12 protein-coding genes, 1 tRNA gene and 2 pseudogenes are annotated in these 14,613 nt (G+C 49.5%); 12 read left to right on the top strand and 3 right to left on the bottom strand.

Annotation, left to right across the window (positions count from 1 at the left end; genetic code table 11):
• Nucleotides 1-26: 26 nt before the first annotated feature.
• The 3 genes and pseudogenes from NXT09_RS08830 to NXT09_RS08820 all read right to left on the bottom strand — a co-directional run bounded on the left by NXT09_RS08830 (nt 27) and on the right by NXT09_RS08820 (nt 965).
• On the bottom strand, nt 27-206 hold the full coding sequence (locus tag NXT09_RS08830) for a hypothetical protein (protein WP_268579443.1): 180 nt from the start codon (nt 204-206) through the stop codon (nt 27-29).
• A 53-nt stretch (nt 207-259) separates the two neighbouring features.
• A complete protein-coding gene (locus NXT09_RS08825; protein ID WP_268579442.1) occupies nt 260-436 on the bottom strand; it encodes a hypothetical protein in 177 nt (58 codons plus the stop codon).
• A gap of 55 nt (nt 437-491) precedes the next feature.
• A pseudogene (locus NXT09_RS08820) lies at nt 492-965 on the bottom strand (lysozyme).
• 870 nt (nt 966-1,835) lie between these two features.
• On the opposite strand from NXT09_RS08820, the pseudogene NXT09_RS08810 reads away from it, so the two are divergent.
• The 12 genes and pseudogenes from NXT09_RS08810 to NXT09_RS08760 all read left to right on the top strand — a co-directional run.
• Nucleotides 1,836-1,970: pseudogene (locus NXT09_RS08810) on the top strand (response regulator transcription factor); the annotation flags it as partial.
• A gap of 309 nt (nt 1,971-2,279) precedes the next feature.
• A tRNA-Met gene (locus NXT09_RS08805) sits at nt 2,280-2,356 on the top strand.
• A gap of 218 nt (nt 2,357-2,574) precedes the next feature.
• Nucleotides 2,575-3,027 (top strand): ribosome maturation factor RimP, encoded by a 453-nt coding sequence (rimP, locus tag NXT09_RS08800; protein ID WP_010279686.1) that lies wholly within the window; start codon nt 2,575-2,577, stop codon nt 3,025-3,027.
• 21 nt (nt 3,028-3,048) lie between these two features.
• Nucleotides 3,049-4,578, top strand: a complete 1,530-nt coding sequence (gene nusA / locus NXT09_RS08795) for a transcription termination factor NusA (protein WP_205553618.1) — start codon at nt 3,049-3,051, stop codon at nt 4,576-4,578.
• A gap of 25 nt (nt 4,579-4,603) precedes the next feature.
• Entirely contained in the window at nt 4,604-7,303 is a 2,700-nt protein-coding gene (infB, locus tag NXT09_RS08790; RefSeq protein WP_010300008.1) for a translation initiation factor IF-2, read from the top strand.
• Nucleotides 7,304-7,377: 74 nt separating this feature from the next.
• Nucleotides 7,378-7,776, top strand: a complete 399-nt coding sequence (gene rbfA, locus NXT09_RS08785; RefSeq protein WP_039491232.1) for a 30S ribosome-binding factor RbfA — start codon at nt 7,378-7,380, stop codon at nt 7,774-7,776.
• Nucleotides 7,776-8,720, top strand: coding sequence for a tRNA pseudouridine(55) synthase TruB (gene truB, locus NXT09_RS08780; RefSeq protein ID WP_052902307.1), 945 nt, complete (start codon nt 7,776-7,778; stop codon nt 8,718-8,720). The genes rbfA and truB overlap by 1 nt, the downstream gene beginning before the upstream one ends.
• Before the next feature lie 121 nt (nt 8,721-8,841).
• The gene (gene rpsO, locus NXT09_RS08775; RefSeq protein WP_010279698.1) at nt 8,842-9,111 is read left to right on the top strand and encodes a 30S ribosomal protein S15; all 270 of its coding nucleotides are present in this window, start codon (nt 8,842-8,844) and stop codon (nt 9,109-9,111) included.
• A gap of 249 nt (nt 9,112-9,360) precedes the next feature.
• Complete coding sequence (pnp, locus tag NXT09_RS08770) at nt 9,361-11,481, top strand: polyribonucleotide nucleotidyltransferase (protein WP_010300014.1); 2,121 nt, start codon at nt 9,361-9,363, stop codon at nt 11,479-11,481.
• Between the two features lie 140 nt (nt 11,482-11,621).
• The gene (gene nlpI, locus NXT09_RS08765; protein WP_010279700.1) at nt 11,622-12,506 is read left to right on the top strand and encodes a lipoprotein NlpI; all 885 of its coding nucleotides are present in this window, start codon (nt 11,622-11,624) and stop codon (nt 12,504-12,506) included.
• Between the two features lie 104 nt (nt 12,507-12,610).
• Complete coding sequence (gene yrbN / locus NXT09_RS22565) at nt 12,611-12,688, top strand: protein YrbN (RefSeq protein ID WP_099606227.1); 78 nt, start codon at nt 12,611-12,613, stop codon at nt 12,686-12,688.
• On the top strand, nt 12,681-14,579 hold the full coding sequence (locus NXT09_RS08760; protein WP_014914132.1) for a DEAD/DEAH family ATP-dependent RNA helicase: 1,899 nt from the start codon (nt 12,681-12,683) through the stop codon (nt 14,577-14,579). Before yrbN ends, NXT09_RS08760 begins: the two co-directional genes overlap by 8 nt.
• Nucleotides 14,580-14,613 lie beyond the last annotated feature (34 nt).

The raw sequence follows: 14,613 nt of genomic DNA, 5'->3' as shown, positions 1-14,613 counted from the left end.
GTTTGAAACCACAGACGGCGAATGTGTTATTGCCATACTTTTTTGAGCTGTTGCGCCATTTCAAAAACGATAGTTGCGCCGAGAGTCCATCCTCCGAGTACCAGGCGAGAGTGATGAACGATGTCGCCAGCTTCTGAGAGATAAAAAGCGGCAAGCACTTTGATATCGGCGTTATAAGGCTGGTTAATGCTGATTTTTCGGGGCATGGAATGCTACGCATTTTTCTACTGAGGGTAGGGGTAACGCGCCATAATTTATCTTATCGTTGGCGGTTAATGGCATCGCATCTAGCCATACCCAGCGTTCTGGCTGCATATAGTCTGGCCGTTTTTTCTGCAGTGCCGTTTTTACTGTGGTCGCCGAATAATCCTGCAACTGATGCAATAATATCACTGATCAGAATGTCATAAATAATAGGGGATTGTGAGGTATTCATAATATATCCACGATGATTTTTCTATGAAATAGTGATTTTTAACTTCTGTTGAATATTAATTTGGTGTGATGGTTTGTAGAAAAAGTGTTTTCTCTGCTTCTCTACGACGAAGGAATCCTTCCACGACTTGCTCACCATTTTTTCCAAACGTGGAAATTGATCGGCTGCGGCAGCATAGTCACCTTGGTTAAGCAGTCGTAATAATGTCGACGTCTTCAGGCTATTTATTCCCAGATTATAGGTAAATGACGTTAATGCACTAAATTAATTTCCGTGAGATAAACGGTCACATAATGCTGAACACCAGTTGTTGTCGTTCTTAATTTCTATCGTAACAATAAGTCCTCTTCAGGGTAATTCCGTTACCAAAACTTTCATTCGACAGTATTAAATGTTCATATCCAATCGTAAATTTTCCTGCTATGTCACGATATTTTTTTAATTTCAGACCTTAAAAGTTATTAATTAGCGAGAGGCCCGCTTCATTGAAAGTGTCTGGAATATTAGCCGCTTTTTCCTCTTGCGTTATTCGGGGGAGAACGAGATTGGTGTATTCATCAATTAACCTCATGATGCTTTCTGGAGGATTCAGCGCAGTCAATTGCATTTCTATATCGACGTGATGCCGGGGATCGAGTTGAATCGCTACTGTCTTTGGGGTTAACACATCATCAGCGTCACGTTCAAAAAAAGCTCGAGAGTCCGTTGATATTGATGAGCGATAAATTGATTGGCGGCGGTGGCTGCATGCTGCATACCGCGAGCAATGTCTGCTAGCGTCATTTCCTTTGATGACGTCATGCTATCGTTCTGTGTGAAATGAGGATTTTCCCTTGGGTATTATCACTCTTGTCTGTTTTTATTTTTTACTGTTTTAAATTGGCAGTAAATTTTTTATGAAATAATTACGCCATTATGTATTATTTTTAGATGGTATTTCACTGCTGAGAGCATTCCTCTTTGGGACATTTTTATGAAATTATTATGTTAGTGTGCGCGAATAAATATGGCTCAGTCTATCAGGTGAAAGGCATATGCAAAATGGCGTGATATCATATCTTTCAAGATAGGCTAAAATTTCTTAGAGATAATTTTTAAATATGGCATTTTAAAATAAAAGTAAATAGAGATTGCAATGTGAATGTTGCTTTGTTGACAAGCCCCCTTTTTTCATTCAGGCGTTATCTGTTGGACTGAATAATTTTATGCACAGTGCCAATACTGTTGGCGTAAAGTAAATTAACAATGTATGGCCTTTTCTCGAAGAGATGAACAACGCTTTTATTTTATTAAATTGTAATAAAGAAAGTGGAGAGTACAGCTTTTTCCTGGAGGTACTGCATGAGAAATATATTAGTGAAAGGTAGCATGAGATTCTGTAACTGATTGCGTCAGGGCTTCTAATAAAAAAATCAGCCGAACATTAAACATCAGTGCAGGAACCGTGAAGTCACATCTGGGGGCGATTTTCAGGCGGCTTAATGTGCGTAACAGAACACAGGCTGCGATCGTACTATTAGAAGAACGAAGATAAGTTTTATCCTATTATATTATTCAGTTATTGTTTGATTTTTAAGCATCAGGGAATCCCCCACAGCGTCACTCTTTTAGCTATTTCTGGTGTCCGTGTCTTTTTGCAACGGTTGGCCCGCTTTGCGGTTTGCGTGACGACACAAAATTTTCTTCCTACAGTGGAATGTCCGTCATCGCGATAGTCGCTTCTACGCCCTTTATGATTCTTGACAAAAAAACGTATTACACGTATAAAAATCGCCTTCGAACCAATCCTATAGATGACTTGCATTTATGCAGTTGTCAGCGTAGTATTTGCCACGATTTCGGACGCGGGGTGGAGCAGCTTGGTAGCTCGTCGGGCTCATAACCCGAAGGTCGTCGGTTCAAATCCGGCCCCCGCAACCACTTAACTTCCAGTAAAGTGTTTTTTCAAATACGTTCTTCACTCAATTTCTATCTCTTTTTGCAGTGATTTTTGAAAAAATCCTTCACCGAAAGTTATGCCGCGCTGGTTAGCGGTATTAGGGTCCAGTTGCATAAAGCCCCGATTCTTCGGGGTTTTTTGTTATTTGGCAACAAACAACTGGGCTATTAGGCCCTTTTTTTATGTCTTGGGGGTGGACTTGTCCACATTAGAGCAAAAATTAACAGAGATGATTTCAGCACCCGTTGCCGCATTAGGCTACGAATTGGTTGGGATTGAGTTCATCCGTAGCCGCCAATCGACGCTGCGTATCTATATTGATAGTGAAGATGGGATCACTGTTGATGATTGTGCTGATGTCAGCCACCAGGTCAGTGCGGTATTGGACGTAGAAGATCCAATCACTGTCGCCTATAACCTGGAGGTTTCGTCTCCAGGGCTTGAGCGTCCGTTATTCACGGCAGCACATTATCTGCATTTCGTCGGTGAAGAGGTCACAGTGGTGCTGCGTATGGCAGTCCAGAATCGCCGTAAATGGTTGGGTGTGATCAAAGCTGTTGACGGCGAAATGATCACCATAACAGTGGAAGGCAAAGATGAAGTATTCGCGCTGAGCAACATTCAGAAAGCGAATCTTGTACCCCACTTTTAAAGTTTGGATGAGGCAACTAGGATGAACAAAGAGATTCTGGCTGTTGTTGAAGCAGTTTCCAATGAGAAAGCCCTTCCGCGCGAGAAGATTTTTGAAGCGCTGGAAACCGCACTGGCGACAGCGACCAAGAAAAAATATGAGCAGGAAATTGATGTCCGCGTCAGTATCGATCGCAAAACAGGCGATTTTGATACCTTCCGTCGTTGGTTAGTGGTGAATGAAGTCACTCAGCCAACCCGCGAAATTACGCTTGAAGCGGCGCAGTTTGAAGATCCTGCTCTTGATGTCGGCGGTTACGTTGAAGATCAAATCGAATCCGTAACTTTTGACCGCATTACGACGCAAACGGCAAAACAGGTTATCGTACAGAAAGTGCGTGAAGCAGAACGTGCGATGGTTGTTGATCAGTTCCGTGAGCAAGAAGGCGAGATTATCACTGGTGTCGTGAAGAAGGTGAACCGTGATAATATTTCGCTTGAAGTCAGACCAATCGATGGCTCTAACACCAGTGCAGAAGCGGTAATTGGCCGTGAAGACATGCTGCCTCGTGAAAATTTCCGCCCTGGCGACCGTATTCGTGGCGTGCTGTACTCTGTTCGTCCTGAAGCTCGCGGTGCTCAACTGTTTGTCAGCCGTTCCCGCCCGGAAATGCTGGTTGAACTCTTCCGCATTGAAGTGCCAGAAATCGGTGAAGAAGTTATCGAGATTAAGGCAGCGGCCCGCGATCCGGGTTCACGTGCAAAAATTGCAGTGAAGACGAATGACAAACGTATCGATCCTGTCGGTGCTTGTGTCGGTATGCGCGGTGCACGTGTGCAGGCTGTTTCCAGCGAGCTGGGCGGCGAGCGTATTGATATCATTCTGTGGGATGATAATCCTGCACAGTTTGTCATCAATGCCATGGCACCTGCCGATGTGGTATCGATCGTGGTTGATGAAGATACCTGCACGATGGATATCGCTGTTGAGTCGAGCAATCTGGCTCAGGCGATTGGTCGAAACGGGCAGAACGTACGTTTGGCTTCCCAACTGTTGAAACAGCATCGTTCAGACGATCGTTGGGAACTGAACGTGATGACAGTGGAAGATCTTCAAGCCAAGCATCAGGCTGAAGCACATGCTGCAATCGACGTCTTTACCAAGCACCTTGATATTGATGACGAGTTTGCCACTGTGCTGGTTGAAGAAGGTTTCTCCTCACTTGAAGAACTGGCTTACGTGCCAATCAAGGAACTGTTGGCCATCGAAGGCCTTGATGAAGAAACCGTTGAAGCATTGCGTGAGCGTGCGAAAGCCGCATTAACAACGCTGGCACTGGCACATGAAGAAAGCCTGGGTGACGGTCAACCTGCTGAAGACTTGCTTGGCTTGCCTGGGCTGTCGCGTGAGTTGGCATTCAAGCTTGCTGCGATCGGTGTTTGTACGCTGGAAGATCTTGCTGAACAGGGTGTTGACGACCTGACAGATATTGAAGAGCTCAATGATGAGCAAGCGGGCGAATTGATTATGGCCGCACGTAATATCTGTTGGTTTGGCGACAACAACGAATAACGAACTGTAGCAGGAAAGGAACAGCATGACAGATGTAACCGTAAAATCGCTGGCCGCAGAGATTCAGACTCCGGTCGACCGCCTGATACAGCAGTTTGCTGATGCGGGAATGACCAAGTCTGCATCAGACTCTGTGACCCAGCATGAAAAAGAAACGTTATTGGCGCATCTGAACCGCGATCGCGGTAATGCGCCGAGTAAATTGACGCTGCAACGTAAAACGCGCAGCACGTTAAATGTCCCTAGCACCGGTGGAAAAAGTAAGTCGGTGCAGATCGAAGTCCGCAAGACACGCACTTATGTAAAACGCGATCCGATTGATGCCCAACAGGCTGAAGAGGAAGAGCAGGCACGGCGTGAAGCGGAAGAACAGGCACAACGTGCCGCTGAAGAGCAGGCTAAACGCGAGGCCGATCTGCGCGAAGCTGCTGAGAAAGCGAAGCGTGCTGCCGACGAGCAAGCCAAACGTGAGGCCGCTGAAAAAGCTAAGCGTGATGTAGCGGAAAAAGAAAAAGTGACGAACCAACAAAACGAAAATATGACCAAGCCGGCTCAGTCTGAGAAAGCGAAACGTGAAGCGGAAGCTGCCGAACTTAAGCGTAAAGCAGAAGAAACTGCACGTCTTAAGGTTGAAGAAGAAGCTCGTCGTATTGCTGAAGAAGCTCGCCGTATGGCTGAAGAAAATGCCGGGCGTTGGGAAGCGGAAAGCGCTAAACCAGAAGAATCTGCCGATTATCATGTGACGACCTCTCATCATGCCCGCGAAGCGGAAGATGAAAATGACCGTCAGGTTGAAGGTGAGCGCCGTACCCGTACTCGCGCAGCCAAAGTCACCAAGCAGAAGAAAGGTAATCGCCAGTCTGAGTCCAAGGCTGACCGTGAAGAAGCGCGTGCTGTTACCCGTGGTGGTAAGGGTAAACGTAAGCCAAGTACACTGCAGCAGAGCTTCAATAAGCCCGCTCAGGCAGTGAACCGTGATGTGATCATCGGCGAAACGGTTACCGTTGCTGAACTGGCTAACAAAATGGCGGTTAAAGGCTCTCAGGTCATCAAAACGATGATGAAACTGGGCGCAATGGCAACAATCAACCAGGTCATCGACCAGGAAACCGCGCAACTCGTCGCGGAAGAGATGGGCCATAAAGTCATCCTGCGTCGTGAAAACGAGCTGGAAGAAGCGGTAATGAGCGACCGTGATACGGGTGTTGCAGCGGAATCCCGCGCGCCAGTCGTGACCATCATGGGCCACGTTGACCACGGTAAAACCTCACTGCTTGACTATATTCGTTCAACCAAGGTAGCAGCAGGTGAAGCGGGTGGGATTACCCAGCACATTGGTGCTTACCACGTTGAAACCGACAACGGTATGATCACGTTCCTGGATACACCGGGACACGCCGCGTTTACCGCAATGCGTGCTCGTGGTGCTCAGGCAACGGATATCGTGGTACTGGTTGTCGCAGCGGATGATGGCGTGATGCCTCAGACCATCGAAGCGATCCAGCATGCGAAAGCGGCTCAGGTTCCGGTGGTTGTTGCAGTAAACAAAATCGATAAACCTGACTCTGATCCAGATCGTGTGAAAACGGAACTGTCTCAGTACGGCATCATGCCGGAAGAGTGGGGCGGCGAATCTCAGTTTGTCCACGTATCCGCTAAAGCAGGTACTGGTATCGACGAACTGCTGGATGCGATTCTGTTGCAGGCCGAAGTTCTGGAACTGAAAGCGGTCCGTAGCGGCATGGCGAACGGTGTCGTGATCGAATCCTTCCTGGATAAAGGTCGTGGCCCAGTTGCAACCGTACTGGTTCGTGAAGGTACGCTGAATAAAGGCGATATCGTTCTGTGCGGCTTCGAATATGGCCGTGTTCGTGCGATGCGTGATGAATTAGGTCGTGAAATTACGTCCGCGGGCCCTTCTATTCCTGTAGAAATTCTCGGTATGTCCGGTGTGCCTGCCGCAGGCGACGAAGCGACGGTTGTTCGTGACGAGAAGAAAGCACGTGAAGTAGCCTTGTATCGTCAGGGTAAATTCCGTGAAGTTAAACTGGCTCGTCAGCAGAAATCTAAACTGGAAAACATGTTTGCCAACATGACAGAAGGTGAAGTTTCTGAGCTGAACATCGTTCTGAAATCTGACGTTCAGGGTTCTTGTGAAGCGATTTCCGATTCACTGCAGAAACTGTCTACTGATGAAGTGAAAGTGAAGATCGTCGGTTCCGGTGTGGGCGGTATCACAGAAACGGACGCCACGCTGGCAGCGGCATCGAATGCGATTATCCTTGGCTTTAACGTTCGTGCAGATGCATCAGCTCGCCGCGTAGTGGAAGCGGAAAGTCTGGATCTGCGTTATTACTCCGTCATCTATGATTTGATCGACGAAGTGAAACAGGCGATGAGCGGTATGCTGGCGCCGGAATATAAGCAAGAGATCATCGGTCTGGCCGAAGTGCGTGATGTCTTTAAATCACCGAAATTTGGCGCTATCGCCGGTTGTATGGTGACGGAAGGTATCGTTAAGCGTCACAACAAGATCCGTGTACTGCGTGACAACGTGGTGATCTATGAAGGCGAGCTGGAATCTCTGCGCCGCTTCAAAGATGACGTTAACGAAGTCCGTAACGGCATGGAATGTGGTATCGGCGTGAAGAACTACAACGACGTTCGCCCTGGCGATATGATCGAAGTCTTTGAAACGATTGAGATCAAACGTACGATCGCGTAATCCGTTTTCAGCGACGACGTAAGTGATTCGTAAGGGGGGCCTAGTGCCCCCCGATTTTTACTGGAGAATTTATCATGGCAAAAGAATTCAGCCGCACCCAGCGCGTTGCGCAGGAAATGCAAAAAGAAATCGCCATTATCATTCAGCGTGAAGTGAAAGATCCGCGTATCGGCATGGCGACCGTATCCGGTGTAGAAGTGTCTCGCGATCTGGCGTATGCCAAGGTTTTTGTGACCTTCCTGAATGATAACGAACCAGAGCAAGTTCAAACGGCAATCAAAGCACTGCAGGATGCGTCTGGTTTTATCCGTACTCTGGTTGGCAAAGCAATGCGCCTGCGTGTTGTCCCAGCACTGACATTCTCCTACGACAACTCGTTGGTTGAAGGGATGAGAATGTCCAATCTGGTGACCAATGTGGTCAGAAACGATACGGAACGTCGTTCTGTTACGGGCGAAGATCAGGAGGATTAATGAGTCGTCCTCGTCGCCGTGGCCGTGATATACACGGCGTATTGCTATTAGATAAGCCTCAGGGCGTGTCGTCTAATGATGTTTTACAGAAGGTAAAACGGATTTTTAACGCCAACAGAGCGGGCCATACGGGGGCATTGGATCCATTAGCCACCGGTATGTTGCCGATTTGCCTTGGGGAAGCGACGAAATTTTCCCAGTATTTGCTGGATTCTGATAAACGCTACCGTGTTATTGCTCGACTTGGGCAGCGGACCGACACCTCTGATGCCGATGGCAACGTGATTGAAGAGCGTGCGATTGGTTTTTCTGCTACCGATCTAGAGCAGGCGCTGGAAGGCTTTCGTGGTACCACGCAGCAAGTGCCGTCCATGTATTCGGCGCTGAAGTATCAGGGGCGTAAGCTGTATGAGTATGCGCGTCAGGGGCTGACGGTTCCACGTGAAGCGCGTGAAATCACCGTGTACGAGCTGCAGTTCATTCGCTGGGAAGGTGATGAGCTAGAGCTGGAGATTCACTGTTCGAAAGGCACGTACATTCGTACCATTATTGACGATCTGGGCGAAAAGCTGGGCTGTGGCGCGCATGTGATTTACCTGCGTCGTTTACAGGTCGCCACCTATCCTACCGAAAGAATGGTGACGCTGGAGCAGCTAGCGGCTTTGGCCGAGCAGGCTCAAACACAAGAGCTCCCACTTTCGCAGAGTCTCGATCCGCTGCTTATGCCGATGGAAAGCCCAGTCATTGATTTTCCTGAGGTGAATTTGACGCCGGTTGTTGCGGGTTATTTGAAGCTGGGGCAAGCGGTTCAGGCAGCGAATGTGCCCTCGAACGGCATGGTGAGAATCACCGAAGGTGACGAACACAAATTTATCGGAATGGGTGAAATTGATAGCGATGGCCGCGTTGCGCCACGTCGTCTGGTTGTTGAGTTTCCGGTGTAAACCCGCCTGTTGCTGCCTTGCTATCGCAGAACGCTGAGGGTAGAATAGCGCGGCTTGACTATTGGGTGGCTGAATTAGAGATCGGCGCCTGTTTTTTATCTATAATGTTTGGAGTATTACAATGTCTCTAAGTGTTGAAGCTAAAGCTAAAATCGTAGCAGACTTCGGTCGTGGCACTAACGATAGTGGTTCTACTGAAGTTCAGGTTGCTTTGCTGACTGCGCAGATCAACCATCTGCAAGGCCACTTTTCTGAGCACAAAAAAGATCACCACAGCCGTCGTGGTCTGCTGCGTATGGTTTCTCAGCGTCGTAAGCTGCTGGACTACCTGAAGCGTAAAGATGTAGCACGTTACACCAGTCTGATCGAGCGTCTGGGTCTGCGTCGCTAAGTCTTCCGAGTTTCAGTGGGAAGGGGCCTCTTTTGGCCCCTTTCTTCTAGGAAGCGTTAGCAAAACAGAGTAGTGTATTGTTGTTAATATGATCTTTCATTACAGAGGTTCGCGCGGCTAATGAGAGGCTTTATCTGCATAAGCAAGATAAGGGTTGTCATTAGTCGTGAGGATGTAGTGTAAAGGTCGGGAGTTCACTGGCGCGTTTATCTTGAATACGTGTAGCGCGCCCCAGCTAAGGATATTATTTTGCTGAATCCGATCGTCCGTAAGTTCCAATATGGTCAGCATACCGTCACGTTAGAGACCGGTATGATGGCACGCCAGGCTACCGCCGCTGTGATGGTAAGCATGGATGACACCGCGGTATTCGTTACCGTTGTAGGCGCTAAAAGTGCCAAACCTGGTCAAAGTTTCTTCCCATTAACGGTTAACTATCAGGAGCGTACTTACGCTGCTGGGCGTTTCCCTGGTGGTTTCTTCCGCCGTGAAGGCCGTCCAAGCGAAGGTGAAACGCTGACCTCTCGTCTGATTGACCGCCCGATCCGCCCTCTGTTCCCAGAAGGTTTCCTGAATGAAGTTCAGGTGATTGCGACCGTCGTTTCTGTTAACCCACAGGTTAGCCCTGACATCGTTGCCATGATTGGTGCCTCTGCTGCGCTGAGCCTGTCTGGTATTCCGTTCAACGGCCCTATCGGTGTTGCACGCGTCGGTTACCTGAACGACCAGTATGTCTTGAACCCAACGATGGATGAGCTGAAAGAAAGCCGCCTGGATCTGGTGGTTGCCGGTACAGAAGGCGCGGTTCTGATGGTGGAATCCGAAGCTGAGCTGCTGAGCGAAGATCAGATGCTGGGTGCTGTGGTGTTTGGTCACGAGCAACAGCAGATCGTTATCCAGAACATCAACGCTCTGGTTGCTGAAGCAGGCAAACCGAAGTGGGACTGGCATGCGCCAGAAGTTAACGTTTCTTTAGAGCAGCGTGTACAGGCTTTGTCTGAAGCACGTCTGGGTGACGCTTACCGCATCACTGAAAAACAAGAGCGTTATGCGCAAGTTGACGTCATCAAAGCTGATGTTGTTGCCGCTCTGCAAGCCGAAGACGAAACGCTGAATGCGGGCGATATCCAGGAAATTCTGGGTAACGTTGAGAAAAATGTCGTACGTAGCCGTGTACTGGCTGGCGAACCGCGTATCGATGGCCGTGAAAAAGACATGATTCGTGGTCTGGACGTGCGTACTGGCGTACTGCCGCGTACCCACGGTTCTGCACTGTTCACCCGTGGTGAAACGCAGGCGTTGGTAACCGCAACGTTGGGGACTGAGCGTGATGCGCAGAATATTGACGAACTGACCGGTGAACGTACCGATCGCTTCCTGCTGCACTACAACTTCCCTCCGTACTCTGTCGGTGAAACCGGTATGGTCGGTTCGCCTAAGCGTCGTGAGATCGGTCACGGTCGTCTGGCTAAGCGTGGCGTGTTGGCAGTTATGCCGAAGGCGAACGAATTCCCGTACACCGTGCGTGTGGTGTCTGAAATCACGGAATCCAACGGTTCTTCTTCCATGGCGTCTGTCTGCGGTGCTTCTCTGGCACTGATGGATGCGGGCGTGCCAATCAAATCAGCCGTTGCGGGTATCGCAATGGGTCTGGTGAAAGAAGGCGACAATTTTGTTGTTCTGTCTGACATTCTGGGTGACGAAGACCACCTGGGCGATATGGACTTCAAAGTTGCTGGTAGCCGCGAAGGTATCACCGCGCTGCAGATGGATATCAAGATCGAAGGGATTACCCGTGAGATCATGCAGGTTGCTTTGAATCAGGCAAAAGGTGCACGTTTGCACATTCTGGGCGTGATGGAGCAGGCGATCAGCACGCCACGTGGCGATATCTCTGAATTCGCACCGCGTATTCACACCATCAAGATCAGTACCGATAAGATTAAAGACGTGATCGGTAAAGGTGGTTCTGTGATTCGTGCGCTGACGGAAGAAACGGGCACCACGATTGAAATCGAAGACGATGGTACTGTGAAGATCGCTTCAACCGACGGCGAAAAAGCGAAACACGCGATTCGTCGTATTGAAGAGATCACTGCCGAAATCGAAGTCGGCCGCGTGTATCAGGGTAAAGTTACCCGCATCGTTGATTTTGGTGCTTTCGTCGCTATTGGCGGCGGCAAAGAAGGCCTGGTGCATATTTCTCAGATCGCCGATAAACGCGTAGAGAAAGTGACTGACTACCTGCAAATGGGTCAGGAAGTGCCGGTCAAGGTTCTGGAAGTTGATCGCCAGGGTCGCGTGCGCTTAAGCATCAAAGAAGCAACTGCGCAAACTCAGGAAGCGGCAGCCCCGTCTTCTGAGGAATAACGACTGTTAGATAACGGTCTTATGGCACCTTGCCTGATTATCATGGCAAGGTGCTGCGTGTATCGTAAGGGAATGGATGACCTTGCGTTGAGCGGTCCGGGACAGGATGTTCATCCAATGTTTGTCTTCGGGAGTGGGAAATGAAGCCTTTCTTGCGCTGGTGTTATGTTGCAACAGCACTCATGCTGGCAGGATGCAGCAACACGGATTGGCGTAAAGACGCAGTATTGGCGATTCCGTTACAGCCTACTTTGCAGCAGGAAGTGATCCTGGCACGCATGGAACAAATCCTTGCAAGCCGGGCATTAACCGATGATGAGCGAGCACAGCTATTATATGAGCGCGGAGTGCTGTATGATAGTCTCGGGTTACGGGCATTGGCGCGGAATGATTTTTCACAAGCGTTGACGATCCGCCCTGATATTCCAGAAGTTTTTAACTATTTGGGTATCTATTTAACGCAGGCAGGCAATTTTGATGCTGCCTATGAAGCGTTTGATTCTGTACTAGAGCTTGATCCAACTTACAATTACGCGCGTTTAAACCGAGGCATCGCTTTGTATTATGGCGGTCGCTATCTGTTAGCGCAGGATGATCTGCTGGCGTTTTATCGAGACGATCCGAATGATCCTTTCCGTTCGTTGTGGCTGTATCTTGTGGAGCGAGAAATCAATCCAGAGACGGCCAAAATTGCGTTGAAGAAACGCTATGACGACGCCAAGAAAGGGCCTTGGGGATGGAATATTGTCGAATTCTATCTGGGCAGTATCAGTGAAAAAACACTGATGCAGCGTTTACAGGTAGAAGCTACGGATAACACTTCGCTCGCTGAGCATCTCAGTGAAACTGACTTCTATTTAGGTAAGCACTACCTAAGTCTGGGGGACAAGAACACCGCTTTGGCGCTGTTCAAGCTGACGGTTGCCAACAACGTTCATAACTTTGTTGAGCACCGCTATGCATTGTTGGAATTGGCGCTATTAGGCCAAGAGCAAGACGACCTATCAGGATCGGACCAGCAATAGCTGACGAACACTTAATCAGCCTGAAAAACTTCGGTTATCACCTTAACGGGTGAGGGCTTTTTTGTTCGCTTTTTAATCCAATTTGAGCCGGTTCACACTTTTCAATGAAAATGACTGAAAATTTTCACGACGAGTTATGTAGACTGGCCGCCATGTTTAATGAGGCACGTGTACATGACTGATTTAGTAACTTCTTTTGCCGATTTGGGGCTGAACACCTCTATCCTTAACGCCCTGACTGATTTGGGCTATGAAAAACCGTCTCCGATTCAGGCGGAATGTATTCCTCACCTGCTGAACGGTCGCGATGTGCTGGGTATGGCACAGACCGGTAGCGGTAAAACAGCAGCGTTCTCTCTGCCATTACTGAACAATCTGAAACCTGAACTTAAAGCACCACAGATTCTGGTGCTGGCACCGACCCGCGAGCTGGCGGTGCAGGTAGCAGAGGCCTGCAATGATTTCTCCAAACATATGCACGGCGTGAACGTCGTCGCACTGTACGGCGGCCAGCGCTATGACGTGCAACTGCGCGCTTTGCGTGGTGGTGCACAGATCGTTGTAGGTACGCCGGGCCGTCTGCTGGATCACCTGAAACGCGGTACGCTGGATCTGTCCAACCTGAGTGGTTTGGTGCTGGACGAAGCTGATGAAATGCTGCGCATGGGCTTCATCGAAGATGTTGAAAACATCATGGCTCAGATCCCTGCTGAACATCAGACTGCGCTGTTCTCTGCGACCATGCCTGAAGCGATTCGCCGCATTACGCGCCGTTTCATGAAAGATCCGCAAGAAGTTCGCATTCAATCAAGCATTACTACGCGTCCAGACATCAGCCAGAGCTACTGGACGGTGCAGGGTATGCGTAAAAATGAAGCGCTGGTACGTTTCCTGGAAGCGGAAGATTTTGATGCGGCGATTATTTTCGTTCGTACCAAAAATGCGACGCTGGAAGTGGCCGAAGCCCTGGAGCGTAGCGGTTACAACAGCGCCGCGCTGAACGGTGACATGAATCAGGCGCTGCGTGAGCAAACGCTGGAGCGTCTGAAAGATGGTCGTCTGGATATCCTGATCGCGACCGACGTTGCGGCGCGTGGTCTGGACGTTGAGCGTATCAGCCTGGTTGTTAACTACGATATTCCGATGGATGCTGAGTCTTACGTTCACCGTATTGGCCGTACTGGTCGTGCGGGCCGTGCGGGCCGTGCTCTGCTGTTCGTCGAAAACCGTGAGCGTCGCCTGCTGCGCAACGTTGAGCGCACAATGAAGCTGACCATTCCTGAAGTGGAATTGCCAAATGCTGAATTGCTGGGTCAACGCCGTCTGGCTAAATTCGCCGCTAAAGTACAGCAACAGCTGGAAAGCAGCGATCTGGACATGTACCGCGCGCTGCTGACAAAACTGCAACCGCAGGAAGAGCTGGATGTCGAAACGCTGGCTGCTGCGCTGCTGAAAATGGCGCAGGGCGAACGTCCTCTGATTCTGCCACCAGACCCGGTATTCCGTCCTCGTCGCGAATTCCGCGATCGTGATGAGTCTCGCAGTGATTCACGTGGCGATCGTCGTCGTGATCCTCGCGATTCTCGTGACAGCCGTGATGGTGACCGTCCGCAACGTCGTGAGCGTCGTGATGCTGGCGAGATGGAACTGTATCGTATTGAAGTGGGTCGTGATGACGGCGTTGAAGTTCGCCACATTGTTGGTGCTATCGCCAACGAAGGTGATATCAGCAGCCGCTACATCGGTAACATCAAGCTGTTCGCGTCTCACTCGACGATTGAACTGCCGAAAGGTATGCCGGGCGACCTGTTATCACATTTCACCCGTACGCGTATTCTGAACAAACCAATGAATATGCAGTTGATGGGTGATGCAGTTGCACAGCCAGAACGTCGTGGTGGTGGTCGTCCTGGTGGCGAACGTCGTGATGGCGCAGCACCACGTCGCTCTTTCGGCGGTGGTGAACGCCGTGAAGGTAACGGTAACGGCGGTGAGCGTCGTGAGCGTTCTTTCAACCGTGATAACCGTGACGGCGCTTCACGCGCTCCACGTCGTCGTCCTGCTGACGCGTAAGCTACGATTTTTTTAAAATCTACTGCAATACAAA

Source organism: Pectobacterium jejuense (genome assembly GCF_026800125.1).
Lineage (GTDB): Bacteria > Pseudomonadota > Gammaproteobacteria > Enterobacterales > Enterobacteriaceae > Pectobacterium > Pectobacterium jejuense.
This window is presented reverse-complemented; position numbering and strand designations above follow the sequence as displayed.

Bases quoted from the DNA above. Each gene is read 5' to 3' on its own strand.
- NXT09_RS08830 (WP_268579443.1), bottom strand. From the start codon at position 206: ATGCCCCGAAAAATCAGCATTAACCAGCCTTATAACGCCGATATCAAA.
- NXT09_RS08825 (WP_268579442.1), bottom strand. From the start codon at position 436: ATGAATACCTCACAATCCCCTATTATTTATGACATTCTGATCAGTGAT.
- nusA (WP_205553618.1), top strand. From the start codon at position 3,049: ATGAACAAAGAGATTCTGGCTGTTGTTGAAGCAGTTTCCAATGAGAAA.
- infB (WP_010300008.1), top strand. From the start codon at position 4,604: ATGACAGATGTAACCGTAAAATCGCTGGCCGCAGAGATTCAGACTCCG.
- rbfA (WP_039491232.1), top strand. From the start codon at position 7,378: ATGGCAAAAGAATTCAGCCGCACCCAGCGCGTTGCGCAGGAAATGCAA.
- truB (WP_052902307.1), top strand. From the start codon at position 7,776: ATGAGTCGTCCTCGTCGCCGTGGCCGTGATATACACGGCGTATTGCTA.
- rpsO (WP_010279698.1), top strand. From the start codon at position 8,842: ATGTCTCTAAGTGTTGAAGCTAAAGCTAAAATCGTAGCAGACTTCGGT.
- nlpI (WP_010279700.1), top strand. From the start codon at position 11,622: ATGAAGCCTTTCTTGCGCTGGTGTTATGTTGCAACAGCACTCATGCTG.
- yrbN (WP_099606227.1), top strand. From the start codon at position 12,611: ATGAAAATGACTGAAAATTTTCACGACGAGTTATGTAGACTGGCCGCC.
- NXT09_RS08760 (WP_014914132.1), top strand. From the start codon at position 12,681: ATGACTGATTTAGTAACTTCTTTTGCCGATTTGGGGCTGAACACCTCT.